This is a genomic window from Pseudomonas canadensis, assembly GCF_000503215.1.
Taxonomy (GTDB): domain Bacteria; phylum Pseudomonadota; class Gammaproteobacteria; order Pseudomonadales; family Pseudomonadaceae; genus Aquipseudomonas; species Aquipseudomonas canadensis.
In genome coordinates this window covers 802,089-816,426 of sequence record NZ_KI628539.1, presented here as the reverse complement: position 1 = coordinate 816,426, position 14,338 = coordinate 802,089, and the positions used below count along the sequence as shown (strand labels likewise).

The 14,338-nt window shown below is 61.9% G+C and carries 12 protein-coding genes; 2 read left to right on the top strand and 10 right to left on the bottom strand.

Translation table 11 applies throughout. The features are described 5' to 3' along the window. Positions 1–74: 74 nt before the first annotated feature. Positions 75–974 (top strand): DMT family transporter, encoded by a 900-nt coding sequence (locus U367_RS0126645; protein WP_028619299.1) that lies wholly within the window; start codon positions 75–77, stop codon positions 972–974. A gap of 88 nt (positions 975–1,062) precedes the next feature. On the opposite strand, the gene U367_RS0126640 is transcribed toward U367_RS0126645, so the two are convergent. The 4 genes from U367_RS0126640 to U367_RS0126625 form a co-directional block, all read right to left on the bottom strand. Further along, the gene (locus tag U367_RS0126640) at positions 1,063–2,265 is read right to left on the bottom strand and encodes a class I SAM-dependent methyltransferase (protein ID WP_028619298.1); all 1,203 of its coding nucleotides are present in this window, start codon (positions 2,263–2,265) and stop codon (positions 1,063–1,065) included. A 292-nt stretch (positions 2,266–2,557) separates the two neighbouring features. Then, positions 2,558–3,175 (bottom strand): TPM domain-containing protein, encoded by a 618-nt coding sequence (locus U367_RS0126635; protein ID WP_028619297.1) that lies wholly within the window; start codon positions 3,173–3,175, stop codon positions 2,558–2,560. 28 nt (positions 3,176–3,203) lie between these two features. Continuing rightward, on the bottom strand, positions 3,204–3,932 hold the full coding sequence (locus U367_RS1000000132555; protein ID WP_028619296.1) for a TPM domain-containing protein: 729 nt from the start codon (positions 3,930–3,932) through the stop codon (positions 3,204–3,206). An 18-nt stretch (positions 3,933–3,950) separates the two neighbouring features. Next, positions 3,951–4,562, bottom strand: a complete 612-nt coding sequence (locus U367_RS0126625; protein WP_028619295.1) for a LemA family protein — start codon at positions 4,560–4,562, stop codon at positions 3,951–3,953. Between the two features lie 225 nt (positions 4,563–4,787). Between U367_RS0126625 and bglX the strand changes: the two genes are divergently transcribed. Continuing rightward, a complete protein-coding gene (bglX, locus tag U367_RS0126620; protein WP_028619294.1) occupies positions 4,788–7,079 on the top strand; it encodes a beta-glucosidase BglX in 2,292 nt (763 codons plus the stop codon). A gap of 130 nt (positions 7,080–7,209) precedes the next feature. On the opposite strand, the gene U367_RS0126615 is transcribed toward bglX, so the two are convergent. From U367_RS0126615 to U367_RS0126590, 6 genes are all read right to left on the bottom strand, one after another. Further along, the gene (locus U367_RS0126615; RefSeq protein WP_028619293.1) at positions 7,210–8,367 is read right to left on the bottom strand and encodes a phospholipase D-like domain-containing protein; all 1,158 of its coding nucleotides are present in this window, start codon (positions 8,365–8,367) and stop codon (positions 7,210–7,212) included. Between the two features lies 1 nt (position 8,368). Further along, positions 8,369–8,959 carry a YceI family protein gene (locus U367_RS0126610; protein ID WP_028619292.1) on the bottom strand — a complete coding sequence of 197 codons (591 nt, stop codon included), beginning with the start codon at positions 8,957–8,959 and terminating at the stop codon, positions 8,369–8,371. 52 nt (positions 8,960–9,011) lie between these two features. Then, positions 9,012–9,770 (bottom strand): IclR family transcriptional regulator, encoded by a 759-nt coding sequence (locus U367_RS0126605; protein ID WP_028619291.1) that lies wholly within the window; start codon positions 9,768–9,770, stop codon positions 9,012–9,014. 64 nt (positions 9,771–9,834) lie between these two features. Continuing rightward, positions 9,835–11,277 carry an amidase gene (locus U367_RS0126600; RefSeq protein ID WP_028619290.1) on the bottom strand — a complete coding sequence of 481 codons (1,443 nt, stop codon included), beginning with the start codon at positions 11,275–11,277 and terminating at the stop codon, positions 9,835–9,837. Beyond that, entirely contained in the window at positions 11,274–12,584 is a 1,311-nt protein-coding gene (locus U367_RS0126595; RefSeq protein ID WP_028619289.1) for a citrate-proton symporter, read from the bottom strand. Before U367_RS0126595 ends, U367_RS0126600 begins: the two co-directional genes overlap by 4 nt. Before the next feature lie 59 nt (positions 12,585–12,643). Next, positions 12,644–13,819 carry a M20 aminoacylase family protein gene (locus tag U367_RS0126590; protein WP_028619288.1) on the bottom strand — a complete coding sequence of 392 codons (1,176 nt, stop codon included), beginning with the start codon at positions 13,817–13,819 and terminating at the stop codon, positions 12,644–12,646. Positions 13,820–14,338 lie beyond the last annotated feature (519 nt).

Genomic DNA, 14,338 nt, shown 5'->3' with positions numbered 1-14,338 from the left:
TGTAGGCCCGCAATCGGCGGGGGATGTGGCTAGATGGGCTTCCCTTGAAGCCCTCTAGATTTCGGTTCTTCCCCATGAGCTCGCGCGAAAACACCGGTATGGCCCTCGGCCTGCTGGGCGTCGTCATCTTCAGCCTGACCCTGCCCTTCACCCGTATCGTGGTGCAGGAAATCCACCCGTTGCTCAACGGCCTGGGCCGCGCGTTGTTCGCGGCGATCCCGGCGGCGGCGCTGCTGCTGTGGCGCCGCGAACGCTGGCCGACCTGGCGCCAGGTGCGCGGGCTGTGCCTGGTGATCGCGGGGGTGATTCTCGGCTTCCCGGTGCTGTCGGCCTGGGCCATGCAAACATTGCCGGCGTCCCATGGCGCGCTGGTCAACGGCCTGCAACCGCTGTGCGTGGCGCTGTATGCGGCGTGGCTGTCCCATGAGCGGCCGTCAAAAGCCTTCTGGGCCTGCGCGGCGCTGGGCAGTGCGTTGGTGTTGAGCTATGCGCTGATCACCGGGGCCGGCAGCATCCAGGCAGGTGACTTGCTAATGCTGGGTGCGATTGCCGTCGGCGGCCTGGGCTATGCCGAAGGGGGTCGCCTGGCCAAGGAAATGGGCGGCTGGCAGGTGATCTGCTGGGCGTTGGTGCTGTCAACGCCGGTGCTGATCGGCCCGGTGTGGTACCTGGCGGCGCAGCATCAGGGCGCGGTGTCGATGCGTGCGTGGTGGGCGTTTGGCTATGTGTCGCTGTTCTCGCAGTTCCTGGGCTTCTTTGCCTGGTACGCCGGGTTGGCCATGGGCGGGATCGCGCGGGTCAGCCAGATCCAGCTGTTGCAGATCTTCTTCACCATCGCGTTTTCGGCGTTGTTCTTTGGTGAACACATCGAGCCGATCACCTGGCTGTTTGCGTGTGGGGTGATCGTGACGGTGATGCTGGGGCGCAAGACGACGGTGCAGCCAGCCCCCATAATCAAGGCTGGCTCAGTCTGATGTGGGAGCTGGCTTGCCTGCGATGGCGGTGGTGACTGACACACCGCTATCGCAGGCAAGCCAGCTCCCACAGAGGACCGTGTTCACTTCAATTCAGGTAGCCATCCGCGCGCAGCAGGGTTTCCAGGCAGTGTTCGGTGATGTGGTAGAACGCCTTGAGTTCCTGGATTTTCTCCAGCAACTGCGCATTGTCCACCGGCTCGGTGCGCTTCACGGCAAGAATCATCTTGTTCTTGTTGGTGTGCTCCAGCGAGATGAATTCGAACACCTTGGTCTCGTAGCCACAGGCTTCGAGGAACAGCGCACGCAAGCTGTCGGTGACCATTTCCGCCTGCTGGCCCAGGTGCAGGCCGTATTGCAGCATCGGCTTCAGCAGCACCGGGCTCTGGATCTGCAGGCGGATCTGCTTGTGGCAGCACGGCGAGCACATGATGATCGACGCACCGGAACGGATGCCTGTGTGGATCGCGTAGTCGGTGGCAATGTCGCAGGCATGCAGGGCGATCATCACGTCCAGTTCGCTGGGCGCCACACTGCGCACGTCGCCGCATTTGAACACCAGCCCCGGATGCTCCAGGCGCGCGGCGGCGGTGTTGCACAAGGTCACCATGTCTTCGCGCAGCTCGACGCCGGTCACTTCGCCTTCGGCCTTGAGGGTGTTGCGCAGGTAATCGTGGATGGCAAAGGTCAGGTAGCCCTTGCCCGAGCCGAAGTCGGCAACACGCACCGGCTGGTCCAGTTTCAAGGGTGACGAGGTGAGCGCGTGGCTGAACACTTCGATGAACTTGTTGATCTGCTTCCACTTGCGCGACATCGACGGGATCAGCGCCTGCTTGGCGTCGGTCACACCCAGGTCGGCGAGGAACGGCCGGCTCAGGTCGAGGAAGCGATTTTTCTCACGGTTATGTTCAGCCGAGGGCGCTTCACGCAGTTGCTGTGGCTTGCTTTTGAACAGCGAGCTTTTGTTCTTCTTGCTGTATTCCAGCTGGGCTTCGTCAGTCAGCGACAGCAGGTGCGCGTTCTTGAAAGAGGTCGGCAGCAACTCGGCAATCGCCGCCACACCGTCTGCCAGCGGGAAATTCTTGGTGATGTCGCGGGTCTTGTAGCGGTAGACGAACGACAGGCAAGCCCGCTCCTTGACCGTTACCGGCTTGATGATCAGCCGCTGCAACTCGGCCTCCTCACCGACGTACTTGGCCAGCACCAGCTTGATAAAGGCGTTCTGCGCGAGGCTTGCGCTGAGCAGTTCGATGAACTGGGCGTGATGATCCGGTTGAACAGTGACAGACATGAACAAAAACGCCTCGGGCAGGGAATGCCGGGCATTTTAGGGGGGATGGGGGATTAGGGCACGGGGTTATTTGATCAACGGTCGGCACTCACCCCCCGGCAAACACAAAACATAGGGTGAGCGGGCTTGTTGTGGTGAGCGGGCTTGCCCCGCGCTGGGCTGCGAAGCAGCCCTGAATCCAGGCACCGCATTTTGTCTAGAATGAATGGGGTGGTTTTATTGGGGTGGCTGCGCCACCCAGCGCGGGGCAAGCCCGCTCACCACAATAAGCCCGCTCACCACACAATTGACCTTATTCGAGTACCACGAGGCGATTGGGCAGCTCATTGCGGGTCTGCGTCACCGGCACATGCACCTTCAGCAACTCGCCACAGGCTTCAATGCAACTGATAAACCCCGCCAACGTCTGCCCCTGTTTCACCTGCTGGGTAAACGCCTTGACGATCACATCCCAACTGCCGTCATCCAGCCGTTTGGAAATGCCGTCATCCACCAGGATCTCCACGTACCGCTCCGCCTCGCTGACAAAAATCAGCACGCCAGTGCTGCCCAGGGTGTGGTGCAGGTTCTGCTCCAGGAACTGCCGCCGCGCCAGGTTGGACGCGCGCCAGTGGCGCACCGAACGGGGGATTAGCCGCGTGGTGACCTTGGGCAGGCGGAACACCAGGCACAACACGATGAACGTCGCCCATTGCGCCAGCAACAAGGTGTACATGGTCAGGTAGCCCGACAGGTAATGCACCACGCCGGGTACCACCAACGCGATCAGGCTGGCCCACAACAGCGGGATGTAGGCGTAGTCATCGGCGCGGGCGGCCAGTACGGTCACCAGCTCAGCGTCGGTGGTTTTCTCGACGCGGGCGATCGCTTCCGCGACTTGGCGCTGCTCGTGTTCAGTCAGTAATGCCATGGTTGTGCTTGCTCTCTCGTTATTATCATCACCAGCCGCCTGAAGCCCCGCCGCCGCCGAAGCCGCCACCGCCGCCCCGGAAACCACCGCCGCCTCCCCCACCGCCACCGCCACGGCCACTGCTGCTGAGAATCGCCAGCAAGATCGCGCCCACCGGCAGGCCCATGCGATTGCATAGCCACAACACACCGATCAGCAGGATAAACAAGCCGATGGAAAACCCGGGATTATCCTTGGCAAAGTTGGCATCCGCCACATGGGCCGGCACGGCCAGTGGCTCGCCGCCCACCACCTGCACCATCGCGGCCACGCCGTCGCTGATGCCTTTGCTGTAGTTGCCGGCCTTGAACGCCGGCGCAATCACTTGGTTAATGATCACCCACGACTGCGCATCCGTGAGTACACCTTCCAGCCCATAGCCGACTTCGATGCGCAATTTGCGCTCATCGCGGGCGACGATCAACAGCGCGCCGTTGTCCTTGCCCTTCTGGCCGATGCCCCACTCGCGGCCCAATTGGTAACCGAAGTCTTCAATGGGCACGCCTTGCAGGTCGGGCACGGTGACCACCACGATCTGGTCGCCGGACGTCTGCTCCAGTGCCTGCAACTGCTGGGTCAGTTGCTGGCGCGTGGCCGGGTCGATCATTTGGGCGTTGTCCACCACCCGCCCGGTCAGCGCCGGGAAGGTCAGCGCCGCCTGGGCCGCACCGACGCAGGCCAACAGCCACAGCGCCAGGCCTATCCGTAATAAACGCATCGACACCTCAGTGCAGCCTTATTTGAACTTCACTTGCGGCGCTTTATCGGCATCGGCACTGGTGGCTTCAAACGTGGCGCGGATCGGCAAGTCGCTGTACATCACGCTGTGCCACAGGCGGCCAGGGAACGTGCGGATCTCGGTGTTGTAGGCCTGCACCGCCTGGATAAAGTCGCGACGGGCCACGGCAATACGGTTTTCGGTGCCTTCAAGCTGCGATTGCAGGGCCAGGAAGTTCTGGTTGGCCTTCAGGTCCGGGTAGCGTTCGGACACCACCATCAAACGGCTGAGTGCGCCGCTCAAGCCGTCCTGGGCCTGCTGGAACTGCTTGAGTTTTTCCGGGTTGTCGAGGGTGCTTGCATCCACCTGGATCGAGGTGGCCTTGGCCCGCGCTTCAATCACCGCGGTGAGGGTGTCTTGCTCATGGGCGGCGTAGCCCTTGACCACCTCCACCAGGTTGGGGATCAGGTCGGCGCGGCGTTGGTACTGGTTTTGCACCTGGCCCCAGGCGGCTTTGGCCTGTTCATCCAGTGTGGGAATGTTGTTGATGCCGCAACCGCTCAATACGGTACTAATCAGTAACAAAACTGCGGCTTTCACGCCCCAGCGGTAGCCTTGTGCTGCTTGCATGGTGTTTCTCCTGGCGAACCTTGGTGGAATGTGGCAACGGTAAGGCATAATCCGCTGCCGCGACTGGATTGCATCAGATCAATCAGCTAAAAAGATGCCCAGCACAAATAAGAGTTCAGAAGTGTGGTGCATTTTCTGCAATAACACTCGAACAACAACATATGTTCCCCACATTTTGGCAGATCAGCGCATTTTCGCTGTGCAGTGAGCCGAAAAAGGATATTCATGAAAAAGCTGTGTTTGCTCGGCCTTGTTGCCACTCTGGCCAGTCACCCCGTATGGGCAGAAACAAAGCCTGCTGCGCTTAAAGACAAGGACGCCTTTGTCAGCGACCTGCTCAAGCAGATGACCCTGGATGAAAAGATCGGCCAATTGCGCCTGATCAGCATCGGCCCCGAGATGCCCCGCGAGCTGATCCGCAAGGAAATCGCCGCCGGCCGCATCGGTGGCACGTTCAACTCCATCACCCGCCCGGAAAACCGTCCGATGCAGGACGCGGCCATGCGCAGCCGCCTGAAGATCCCGATGTTCTTCGCCTACGACGTGATCCACGGCCACCGCACGATTTTCCCGATCAGCCTGGCCCTGGCGTCCAGCTGGGACATGGACGCCATCGGCCGTTCCGGGCGCATCGCCGCCCAGGAAGCCGCCGCCGACAGCCTCGACATCACCTTTGCGCCAATGGTCGACATCTCCCGCGACCCGCGCTGGGGCCGCACCTCCGAAGGCTTCGGTGAAGACACCTACCTGGTCTCGCGCATTGCCGAAGTGATGGTCAAGGCGTTCCAGGGTGTCAGCGCCGCGAATGCCGACAGCATCATGGCCAGCGTCAAGCACTTCGCCCTGTATGGCGCGGTGGAAGGCGGCCGCGACTACAACGTGGTCGACATGAGCCCGGTCAAGATGTACCAGGACTACCTGCCGCCTTACCACGCGGCCATCAAGGCCGGTTCCGGCGGCGTGATGGTGGCGTTGAACTCGATCAACGGCGTGCCCGCCACCGCCAACACCTGGCTGATGAACGACCTGCTGCGCAAGGACTGGGGCTTCAAGGGCCTGGCCGTCAGCGACCATGGCGCGATCTTCGAGCTGATCAAGCACGGCGTGGCCAAGGACGGGCGTGAAGCCGCCAAGCTGGCAATCAAGGCCGGCATCGACATGAGCATGAACGACTCGCTCTACGGCAAGGAGCTGCCGGGGCTGCTCAAGTCCGGCGAGATCGAGCAGAGCGACATCGACAACGCCGTGCGCGAAGTGCTCGGCGCCAAGTACGACATGGGCCTGTTCAAGGACCCGTACCTGCGCATCGGCAAGGCCGAGGATGACCCGGCCGACACCTACGCCGAAAGCCGCCTGCATCGCGCCGAAGCCCGTGATATTGCACGTCGCAGCCTGGTCTTGCTGAAAAACCAGAACAACACCCTGCCGCTGAAAAAATCCGCGACCATCGCCCTGGTCGGCCCGCTGGCTAAAGCACCGATCGACATGATGGGCAGTTGGGCCGCCGCCGGTAAACCGGAACAATCGGTAACCCTGCTCGACGGCTTGAACGCCGTGATCGGCGAAAAAGGCAAGATCATCTATGCCCGTGGCGCCAACATCACCAACGACAAGGCCGTGGTCGACTACCTGAACTTCCTCAACTTCGATGCCCCGGAAGTGGTGGATGACACCCGCCCAGCCCAAGTGATGATCGACGAGGCCGTCAAAGCCGCCAAGGATGCCGATGTCGTAGTCGCTGCCGTGGGCGAATCCCGTGGCATGTCCCACGAATCCTCCAGCCGCACCGACCTGAACATCCCGCAAAGCCAGCGCGACCTGATCAAGGCCCTGAAGGCCACCGGCAAGCCGCTGGTACTGGTGCTGATGAACGGTCGTCCCCTGTCGATTCTCGAAGAGAACCAGCAAGCCGACGCGATCCTGGAAACCTGGTTCGCCGGCACCGAAGGCGGCAACGCGATTGCCGACGTGCTGTTTGGTGACTACAACCCGTCGGGCAAGCTGCCGATCACCTTCCCACGCTCGGTGGGGCAGATTCCGACCTACTACAACCACCTGACCATCGGCCGGCCGTTCACCCCGGGCAAGCCGGGCAACTACACCTCGCAGTACTTCGATGACACCACCGGCCCCCTGTTCCCGTTTGGCTACGGCTTGAGCTACACCACGTTCGGCCTGTCGGACATGGCGCTGTCGTCCACCACACTGAACAAGACCGGCAAGCTTGACGCCAGTGTCACCGTGACCAACACCGGCAAGGTGGACGGCGAAACCGTGGTGCAGTTGTATATCCAGGACGTGGCTGGCTCGATGATCCGCCCGATCAAGGAGCTGAAGAACTTCCAGAAGGTCATGCTCAAGGCGGGTGAAGAGCGCACATTGCACTTCACCATCACCGAGGAAGACTTGAAGTTCTACAACACTCAGCTCAAGTTCGCGGCGGAACCGGGTGAGTTCAATGTACAGATCGGGTTGGATTCCCAGGATGTGCAGCAGCAGACGTTCGAGTTGCTGTAACGCCTGACGCGGTCAAAAAAATGTGGGTGCGGGCTTGCTCGCGAAAGCGGTAGATCAGTCAACTATTCAGTGGCTGACACTGCGCCTTCGCGAGCAAGCCTGCTCCCACATTTAGATCGAGTTGACTTGACTAGCCGCGTCTATCCAGCAAATTCACCACCAACCGATCAATCCACCCCCACACCCGCTGCTTCACCCGCCGCCACAACGGCCGCGACTTCCACGCCTCCAGGCTCACTGCCTGGCTCTTCTCGAAATCCCGCTCGAAACTGCCCACCACCGCCCGCGTCAATTCAGGGTCCAGCGCTTCCAGGTTGGCTTCCAGGTTGAAGCGCAAATTCCAGTGGTCGAAATTACACGACCCAATACTTACCCAGTCATCCACCAGCACCATTTTCAGGTGCAGGAAGCACGGCTGGTATTCAAAGATCTGCACACCCGCGCGCAGCAAGCGCGGGTAATAACGGTGCCCGGCGTAACGCACGGACGGGTGATCGGTGCGCGGGCCGGTGAGCAGCAAGCGCACATCCACCCCGCGCCCCGCTGCACGGCGCAAGGCACGGCGTACGCCCCAGGTCGGCAGGAAATACGGCGTGGCTAACCAAATACGTTGCTGGCCGCTGTTCAGGGCACGGATCAGCGATTGCAGGATATCGCGGTGTTGACGGGCGTCGGCATAGGCGACACGGCCAAGCCCCGGCCCGGTGGCGGGCATCCTGGGCAAACGCGGTAAACCGAAGTGGGTGGCAGGTTTCCATGCGCGGCGCGCGTTGTTGGCGTGCCATTGGCGGTCAAACAGTGCCTGCCAATCCTGCACCAACGGGCCGCTGATCTGCACCATGACTTCATGCCAGTCGGCACTGTCATTGCCCGGCGTCCAGAATTCATCGGTCACGCCGGTGCCGCCGACGAAGGCGACATTCTGGTCGATTAACAACAGTTTGCGATGGTCGCGGTACAGGTTACGCATCCAGCGGCGCCAGCTCAGGCGATTGTAGAAACGCAGTTGCACACCAGCGTCGGTCAGGCGTTTGCGCAGCCCGAGGGTAAACGCCAGGCTGCCGTAATCATCGAACAGGCAGCGCACCTGCACGCCGCGTTCGGCGGCGAGCACCAGCGCCTGCACCATGGCTTCGGCGCAGGCGCCGGCTTCCACCAGGTACAACTCCAGCTCGACTTGCCGCTCGGCGCGAGCAATGCCCACCAGCATCTGCGGGAAGAAATTCGGCCCGTCGATCAGCAATTCGAAACGGTTGGCGCTGCGCCAGGGGAACACCGCGCCGCTCATATCAGCGCGCCGTGAAGATCAGCACCGCACCCACCGGCACTGACAGACTGATCGACTTGAGCCCCGCCGCTTTGCGCAACGCCGCCACACCCGGCGCCAGGTCAAAGTCCTCGGCATGCATCACCAGCGGTTCCAGAGTCACTACCTGGAAGCGTCGGTCGTCCAACCGCGTGGCCAACAACTCGGCGCTGTAGGTTTGGGTTTTGCCGTGCAGGGTCACGGACAATGGCAGGCGCAACTCCAATTGTGCGCCGGGAGCCAAATCATTGATCGGCTGCAGGTTGATCTGCGCGTTGATCAGCGCATCGGGAAAGGTCTTGATCTCGAACAACTGGTTGCGCATGCGCTCGTCACGCAGCGGGATGCCGCTGTTGACGGACTCCAGCTCCACCTCCAGTTGCGCCGCGCCCTGGCTGTCGACCTTGCCGTGCAACACCAGGAAGCGCTGCACTTCGGCGATTTCGGTGTTCTTGGTGGTGACGAACGACAGACGCGACGATTCGTTATCCAGATACCAGTCGGCATGGGCAGGCACGGCAGCGGCGGCCAACAGGGCGAAGGCCAGGGGTTTGATCACAGAAGCGTTGAACATTGAAGACTCGTGGGGCGAAAAACCTGAACGAACCTTAACCGGATCGCGAGGGTTACGCCAATGCGCGCTGCACTTCGCGCACCGTCTCTTCCAGGCTGGCCATGTGCAGGTTCAACACCCGCTCCACTGGCGCCTGATGCATCGGCCAATGCAGCGCCATGCTCCCAACCAGACGACCATTGACGCGCACCGGCAGGGCGACGGCGCGAATCAGAAACGGCAAACGCACCGGATACTCCCAATAACCCTCGGTGCGCTGGCCGAAGCCCTGGTGCTGGGTTTGCTCGCAGGCCTGGTATTGCTCGTCCGCCGCCACATGGTCGCGACCCGCCAACCGTTGCACCTCTTCGGCCGGCAATTGGGTGAGGCAGGCCTTGCCCATCGCGGAATGAAACAGGCTGGCGTGCTGGCCGACGATCTGGCAATTGTTCGGATAAAGCTTGCGCAACACGCTGGGGATCGCGCTCTCCATGACTTCCAGGCGCTCGCCATCAAAGCAGGACAAATCCACCACCAGCCCGGTGCGTTCGCTGAGCTCCAGCAACCACGGCGCCGCGCTTTCCACGACTTGGCGTTTGAAGCGTTGCTGGGTGTCGCCGAACAGACGTTGAGCGCGCAGGCGGTAACGACGATCGCTCAAGCCGCGATAGACCCAGCCCTGCTCCTGCAACGTCAGCAACATGCGCGACACCGTGGCCTTGGGCAGGCGTGTGAGGTAGTGCAACTCCTCCAGCCCCAGGGCCTGGTGCGCGCCCAGCAACTCGACGATTGCCAGTGCGCGCTCGACCGAGCGTACGGTGCCTGTCTCCATGTTCGATCTCCCTGTTGCCGGTGGATGATCATTGTTCACAGCAAGATACAGGCCCGGTCGCCGCTCACCCCGTCGATGCCAGGCACGTCGGCGGCCGACGCTGCACCCATTGCGTCAGCTGTTCATGAGCATAGGCCAATTGCAGCACCGCCCGATCCGCCTGGGCCGGGCCGATGATCTGCACGCCCATGGGCAGGCCCTGGGGGTTAAAGCCCACCGGCACGCTCATGCTCGGCAGCCCGGCCAGGGTCGGGCCGATGACCCCTTCCATCCAGCGGTGGTAGGTGTCCATTTCACGCCCGCCAACGAGGCGCGGCCAGGGCTGCTGTGCATCGAAAGGGAACACTTGGGCGGTGGGCAGAAGCAGAAAATCGTAACGTTCGAACAGCTTGGCGAGGGCGCGATACCACTCGCTGCGATCCAGCGATGCCTGGTACACCTGCTGGGCCGTCAACCCCAGGCCACCCTCCACTTCCCATTGCGCTTCGGGCTTGAGCAGTGCGCGTTTCTGCGGGTTGGCGTAGGCCGCACCGAGGTTGCCGTGCACCAGCCAGTGGCGATGCACCAGCCAACTGCGCCACAGCCGCGCCATGGAAAAGTCCGGCTGGCAGCTTTCCACCGTGCAGCCCAATGCAGTGAAATCGCCGAGGGCCGATTCGCACAGGCTCAGCACGCCGTCGTCCATCGGTAGATAGCCGTTGTAATCCCCCAGCCAGCCCAGGCGCGCCCCCTTGAAGTCACGCTGCAAGGGCTGGCCGAACATCGCCGGGTCCTCCTTGGACGACAACGGCACTCGCGGGTCGTAACCCGCCTGGATGCTCAACAGCCGCGCCACATCCGTCACGCTGCGGCCCATCGGGCCTTCGGTGCCCAGTTGCTGCACGAACAGTTCCGGGGTCGGTCCGTAAGGCACTCGGCCTTGGGACGGGCGCAAGCCAAACACGTTGTTGAACGCCGCCGGGTTGCGCAGCGAACCCATCATGTCGCTGCCGTCAGCCACCGGCAGCATGCGCAGTGCCAGGGCCACCGCCGCCCCGCCGCTGCTGCCGCCCGCGACGAGGCTGGAGTCGTAAGCATTGCCGGTGGTGCCGAACAGCGTGTTGTAGGTCTGCGAACCGAGGCCGAACTCCGGCACGTTGCTCTTGCCGATGATGATCGCGCCACTGCCCCGCACGCGCGCCACGCTGATGGCGTCTTCGCTGGGCACGTGCTCGGCGAACAGCGGAGAGCCCAAGGTGGTGCGCAAGCCTCGGGTAGCAGCGAGGTCCTTGATCGCCTGGGGCATACCGTGCATCCAGCCGCGCGACTGGCCTTGGTCCAACTCGCGATCACGTACCCGCGCCTCGGCCAACACGTCATCAGCGTCGCGCAGCGACACCAGCGCATTCACGCTCGGATTGAAGCGCTGGATCTGCGCCAGATACGCCTGCATCACCTCTTCGCACGACACCTGCCGCGCGTGGATCGCCCGCGACAGTTCGGTGGCATCCCAATCAACAATACTCAAGGCTTCACCTCTTTGGAAAACGGTAGCGGTTTCTGTGCCCGCGGTGCCTCATGCATGCTGTAGGTGCCCAGCAGCGTCAGCACGCAAGCGAACAACACATAAAAGGAGGGCGCGACGGGCGTGCCCAGCACTTTGGTCAGCCAAGTGACGATCAGCGGCGCAAAACCGCCGAACACCATGACCGCCACGTTATAGGCGACCGATACACCGGTCGAGCGAACTTCGATGGGAAACTGCTCGGCCAGTGCGGTCGGCGCCGGGCCGAAGAACCCACCGATGGCGGTGCACAGCATCACTTGCATCACCAGTAGACGCTCGATGGACGGCGCGGCGGCGACCCAAACATACAGCGGATAGACCATCACAAAAAACGCCAGGGTGAACGCCATCAACACCGGCCGCCGTCCCAGGCGGTCCGACAGCAAACCAGACAGCGGAATCACCACGGTCATCAGCGCCACCGCGAACATCTGCACCATCAACACCTGGTCCAGCGGCAGACCAAGGCTTTTGTGGGCGAAGGTCGGCATGTTCACCAGCACCACATAGAACGACACCGTCGCGCCACAGGCCAGGCCCATGGAGACGAGGATGCTGCGCCGATGCTCGCGCACCACCTGCATCAGGCTCGGCGCCGGGCCGGTCGCCTGTTTGCGTGCCTCGATGAATTCTTCCGGGTCTTCCATGTGCCGACGAATCCACAGGCCCACCGGGCCAATCAGCAAACCGAACACGAACGGCAGACGCCAGCCCCACAGGTCGAGGGTGTCCGGCGAAAAGAAGTGCGTGACCGCAGCCACCATCGCCGCGCCACCAAACACCGCCAGGCACTGCCCCACCAACTGCCAAGAGCCATATAAGCCCTTGCGATGGGCTGGCGCGCTTTCCACCAGGAACGCTGTAGCACTCGCGTATTCACCGCCGGTGGCAAACCCTTGAAGCATGCGCGCCACCACGATCAACAACGGCGCGCCCATGCCGATGGCGGCGTAGTTGGGCGCAAAGGCGATCAACGCGATGGACACGGTCATCAGCCGGATAATCAACTGCATCGCGGCCTTGCGGCCTTTGCGGTCGGAATACATCCCCAGCAGGATGCCGCCCACCGGCCGCATGAAAAAGCCCACGCCGAAAGTGGCCAAGGCCATCAACAGCGAGGCGTACTCGTCATCCGAAGGAAAAAACTGTCGGGCAATGATGCTCGCCAGAAAGCCGTAGACAATGAAGTCATACCATTCCAGCGCATTGCCGATCACGGCCGCCACCACTTGGCGGGTGCGGGACACACCTGGTTTTGCAGTCTGCATGAGGAACACTCCATTCAACCGATCGAGGGAAAGGGTCCAGCGGCAGAAAAAGAAGGTCGTCAGGCAGGCTTGAGCCAGCTCTCGGCCAGCGCGCCCCAATAGGCGGCGCCAGTCAGCAGGATGTCGTCGTTGAAGTCATAGGCGGGGTTATGCACCATCGGCCGCGACACGCCGTTGCCGATGAACAGGTAGCTGCCGGGGCAGCGTTGCAGCATCCAGGCGAAGTCTTCGCTGCCCATCAGCGTACGGGTGTTGCCGTCCACCGCGTCGGCGCCGAGCAAGGCGACGCCGACCTGGCGGGCGAATTCGGTTTCTTCGGCGTGATTGACCAGCACCGGATAGGCCGGGCGGTGTTCGATCTGCACCGTGCAGCCAAAGCTGGCGGCCTGGGTGTGGATAATGGCGAACACCCGCTCCAGCATCTGCTCACGCACCTTGGGATTGAGCGCGCGCAGGCTCAGACGCAACAGCGCCTGCTGGGGAATCACGTTGGCGGCCTGGCCCGCTTGCAGGGCACCGACGGTGACCACGGCAGCTTCCTGGGTGTCGATATTGCGCGCCACCACTGTCTGCAACGCCATGACCATGCTCGCCGCCGCCACCAACGGGTCCACCGTCAGATGCGGCATGGAACCGTGACCACCAACGCCTTCAAGGGTCACGGTGAGCAAGTCTTGCGAAGCCATCATTGGCCCAACGCGCAACCCCAGATGCCCCGCCGGCAGCCCCGGCATGTTGTGCATGCCAAACAAGCCATCGCAGGGGAAACGCTCCAGCAAACCGTCAGCCAGCATGGCTTCGGCGCCGCCCTGGCCCTCTTCGGCGGGTTGGAAGATCAGGTTCAAAGTGCCATCAATTTGCCGCGTGGCCGCCAGGTAGCGCGCGGCGCCGAGCAACATCGTGGTGTGGCCGTCATGCCCACAGGCGTGCATGCAACCGGCGTGTTGGCTGGTGTAGGACGCGCCGGTGTTTTCGATGATGGGCAAGGCGTCCATGTCGGCACGGATGCCCAGGGTGCGCGAACTGCTGCCATTGCGCAGCACGCCCACCACGCCGGTCTTGCCGATGCCGGTGTGCACCTCATAGCCCCAGTCTTTCAGGGATTTGGCGACGAGGGCACTGGTGCGGTTTTCTTCAAAGCCCAGTTCAGGATGGGCGTGAATGTCCTGGCGCACGGCGTGCAAATCGCCGGTAACGTCGCTGAGCCAATCCAAGATGTGCTGGTGTGGGCGCATGGTGATTCTCCTCACAGGCGGGTGTTCCCGTTCTTGTTTGCTGCACATCGCCAGCTAACCGCGATGTGGGCAGGAGGACAATCAAAGGTGGTTCCACTCTGTGGAACCTTGCCGCATTACATGGTTTTCCTGAAGCTTGCCTCTCTCTGTGGTGAGCAAGCTTGCTTGCGTTGGAGGGGGAAGTGCCGCCAAAAACCAGGCGGCCAAAAATCATGAATAACTGGTTCGAATCTTGTGTAAGGAAGCGTGCTAGAGGGCATTACTTTTTTCTGTAAAACCACATCAAATAGAACCCACCAAGGGGAACGGCGAAGACAAAATAGAACAGCCATAACAGTGTGTGCCCACCATTGGATGCAGCCGTCTTTAATGGATCCGACCCCCAAAAGCGTTTCCCGGTAACACTGAAGACAATGTTTTCTACTGCGCGCCTTGAGAACGGAAACAAAAGTGCATTAGCCCCGCAGATAGAAATATAAATAGCAGCGTTATCGTTTGACCGGAAACTATAAGCGCTCA

Coding starts and splice junctions, on each gene's coding strand:
- bglX (WP_028619294.1), top strand. CDS start 4,788: ATGAAAAAGCTGTGTTTGCTCGGCCTTGTTGCCACTCTGGCCAGTCAC.
- U367_RS0126590 (WP_028619288.1), bottom strand. CDS start 13,819: ATGCGCCCACACCAGCACATCTTGGATTGGCTCAGCGACGTTACCGGC.
- U367_RS1000000132555 (WP_028619296.1), bottom strand. CDS start 3,932: ATGCGTTTATTACGGATAGGCCTGGCGCTGTGGCTGTTGGCCTGCGTC.
- U367_RS0126635 (WP_028619297.1), bottom strand. CDS start 3,175: ATGGCATTACTGACTGAACACGAGCAGCGCCAAGTCGCGGAAGCGATC.
- U367_RS0126625 (WP_028619295.1), bottom strand. CDS start 4,562: ATGCAAGCAGCACAAGGCTACCGCTGGGGCGTGAAAGCCGCAGTTTTG.
- U367_RS0126610 (WP_028619292.1), bottom strand. CDS start 8,959: ATGTTCAACGCTTCTGTGATCAAACCCCTGGCCTTCGCCCTGTTGGCC.
- U367_RS0126605 (WP_028619291.1), bottom strand. CDS start 9,770: ATGGAGACAGGCACCGTACGCTCGGTCGAGCGCGCACTGGCAATCGTC.
- U367_RS0126615 (WP_028619293.1), bottom strand. CDS start 8,367: ATGAGCGGCGCGGTGTTCCCCTGGCGCAGCGCCAACCGTTTCGAATTG.
- U367_RS0126640 (WP_028619298.1), bottom strand. CDS start 2,265: ATGTCTGTCACTGTTCAACCGGATCATCACGCCCAGTTCATCGAACTG.
- U367_RS0126645 (WP_028619299.1), top strand. CDS start 75: ATGAGCTCGCGCGAAAACACCGGTATGGCCCTCGGCCTGCTGGGCGTC.
- U367_RS0126595 (WP_028619289.1), bottom strand. CDS start 12,584: ATGCAGACTGCAAAACCAGGTGTGTCCCGCACCCGCCAAGTGGTGGCG.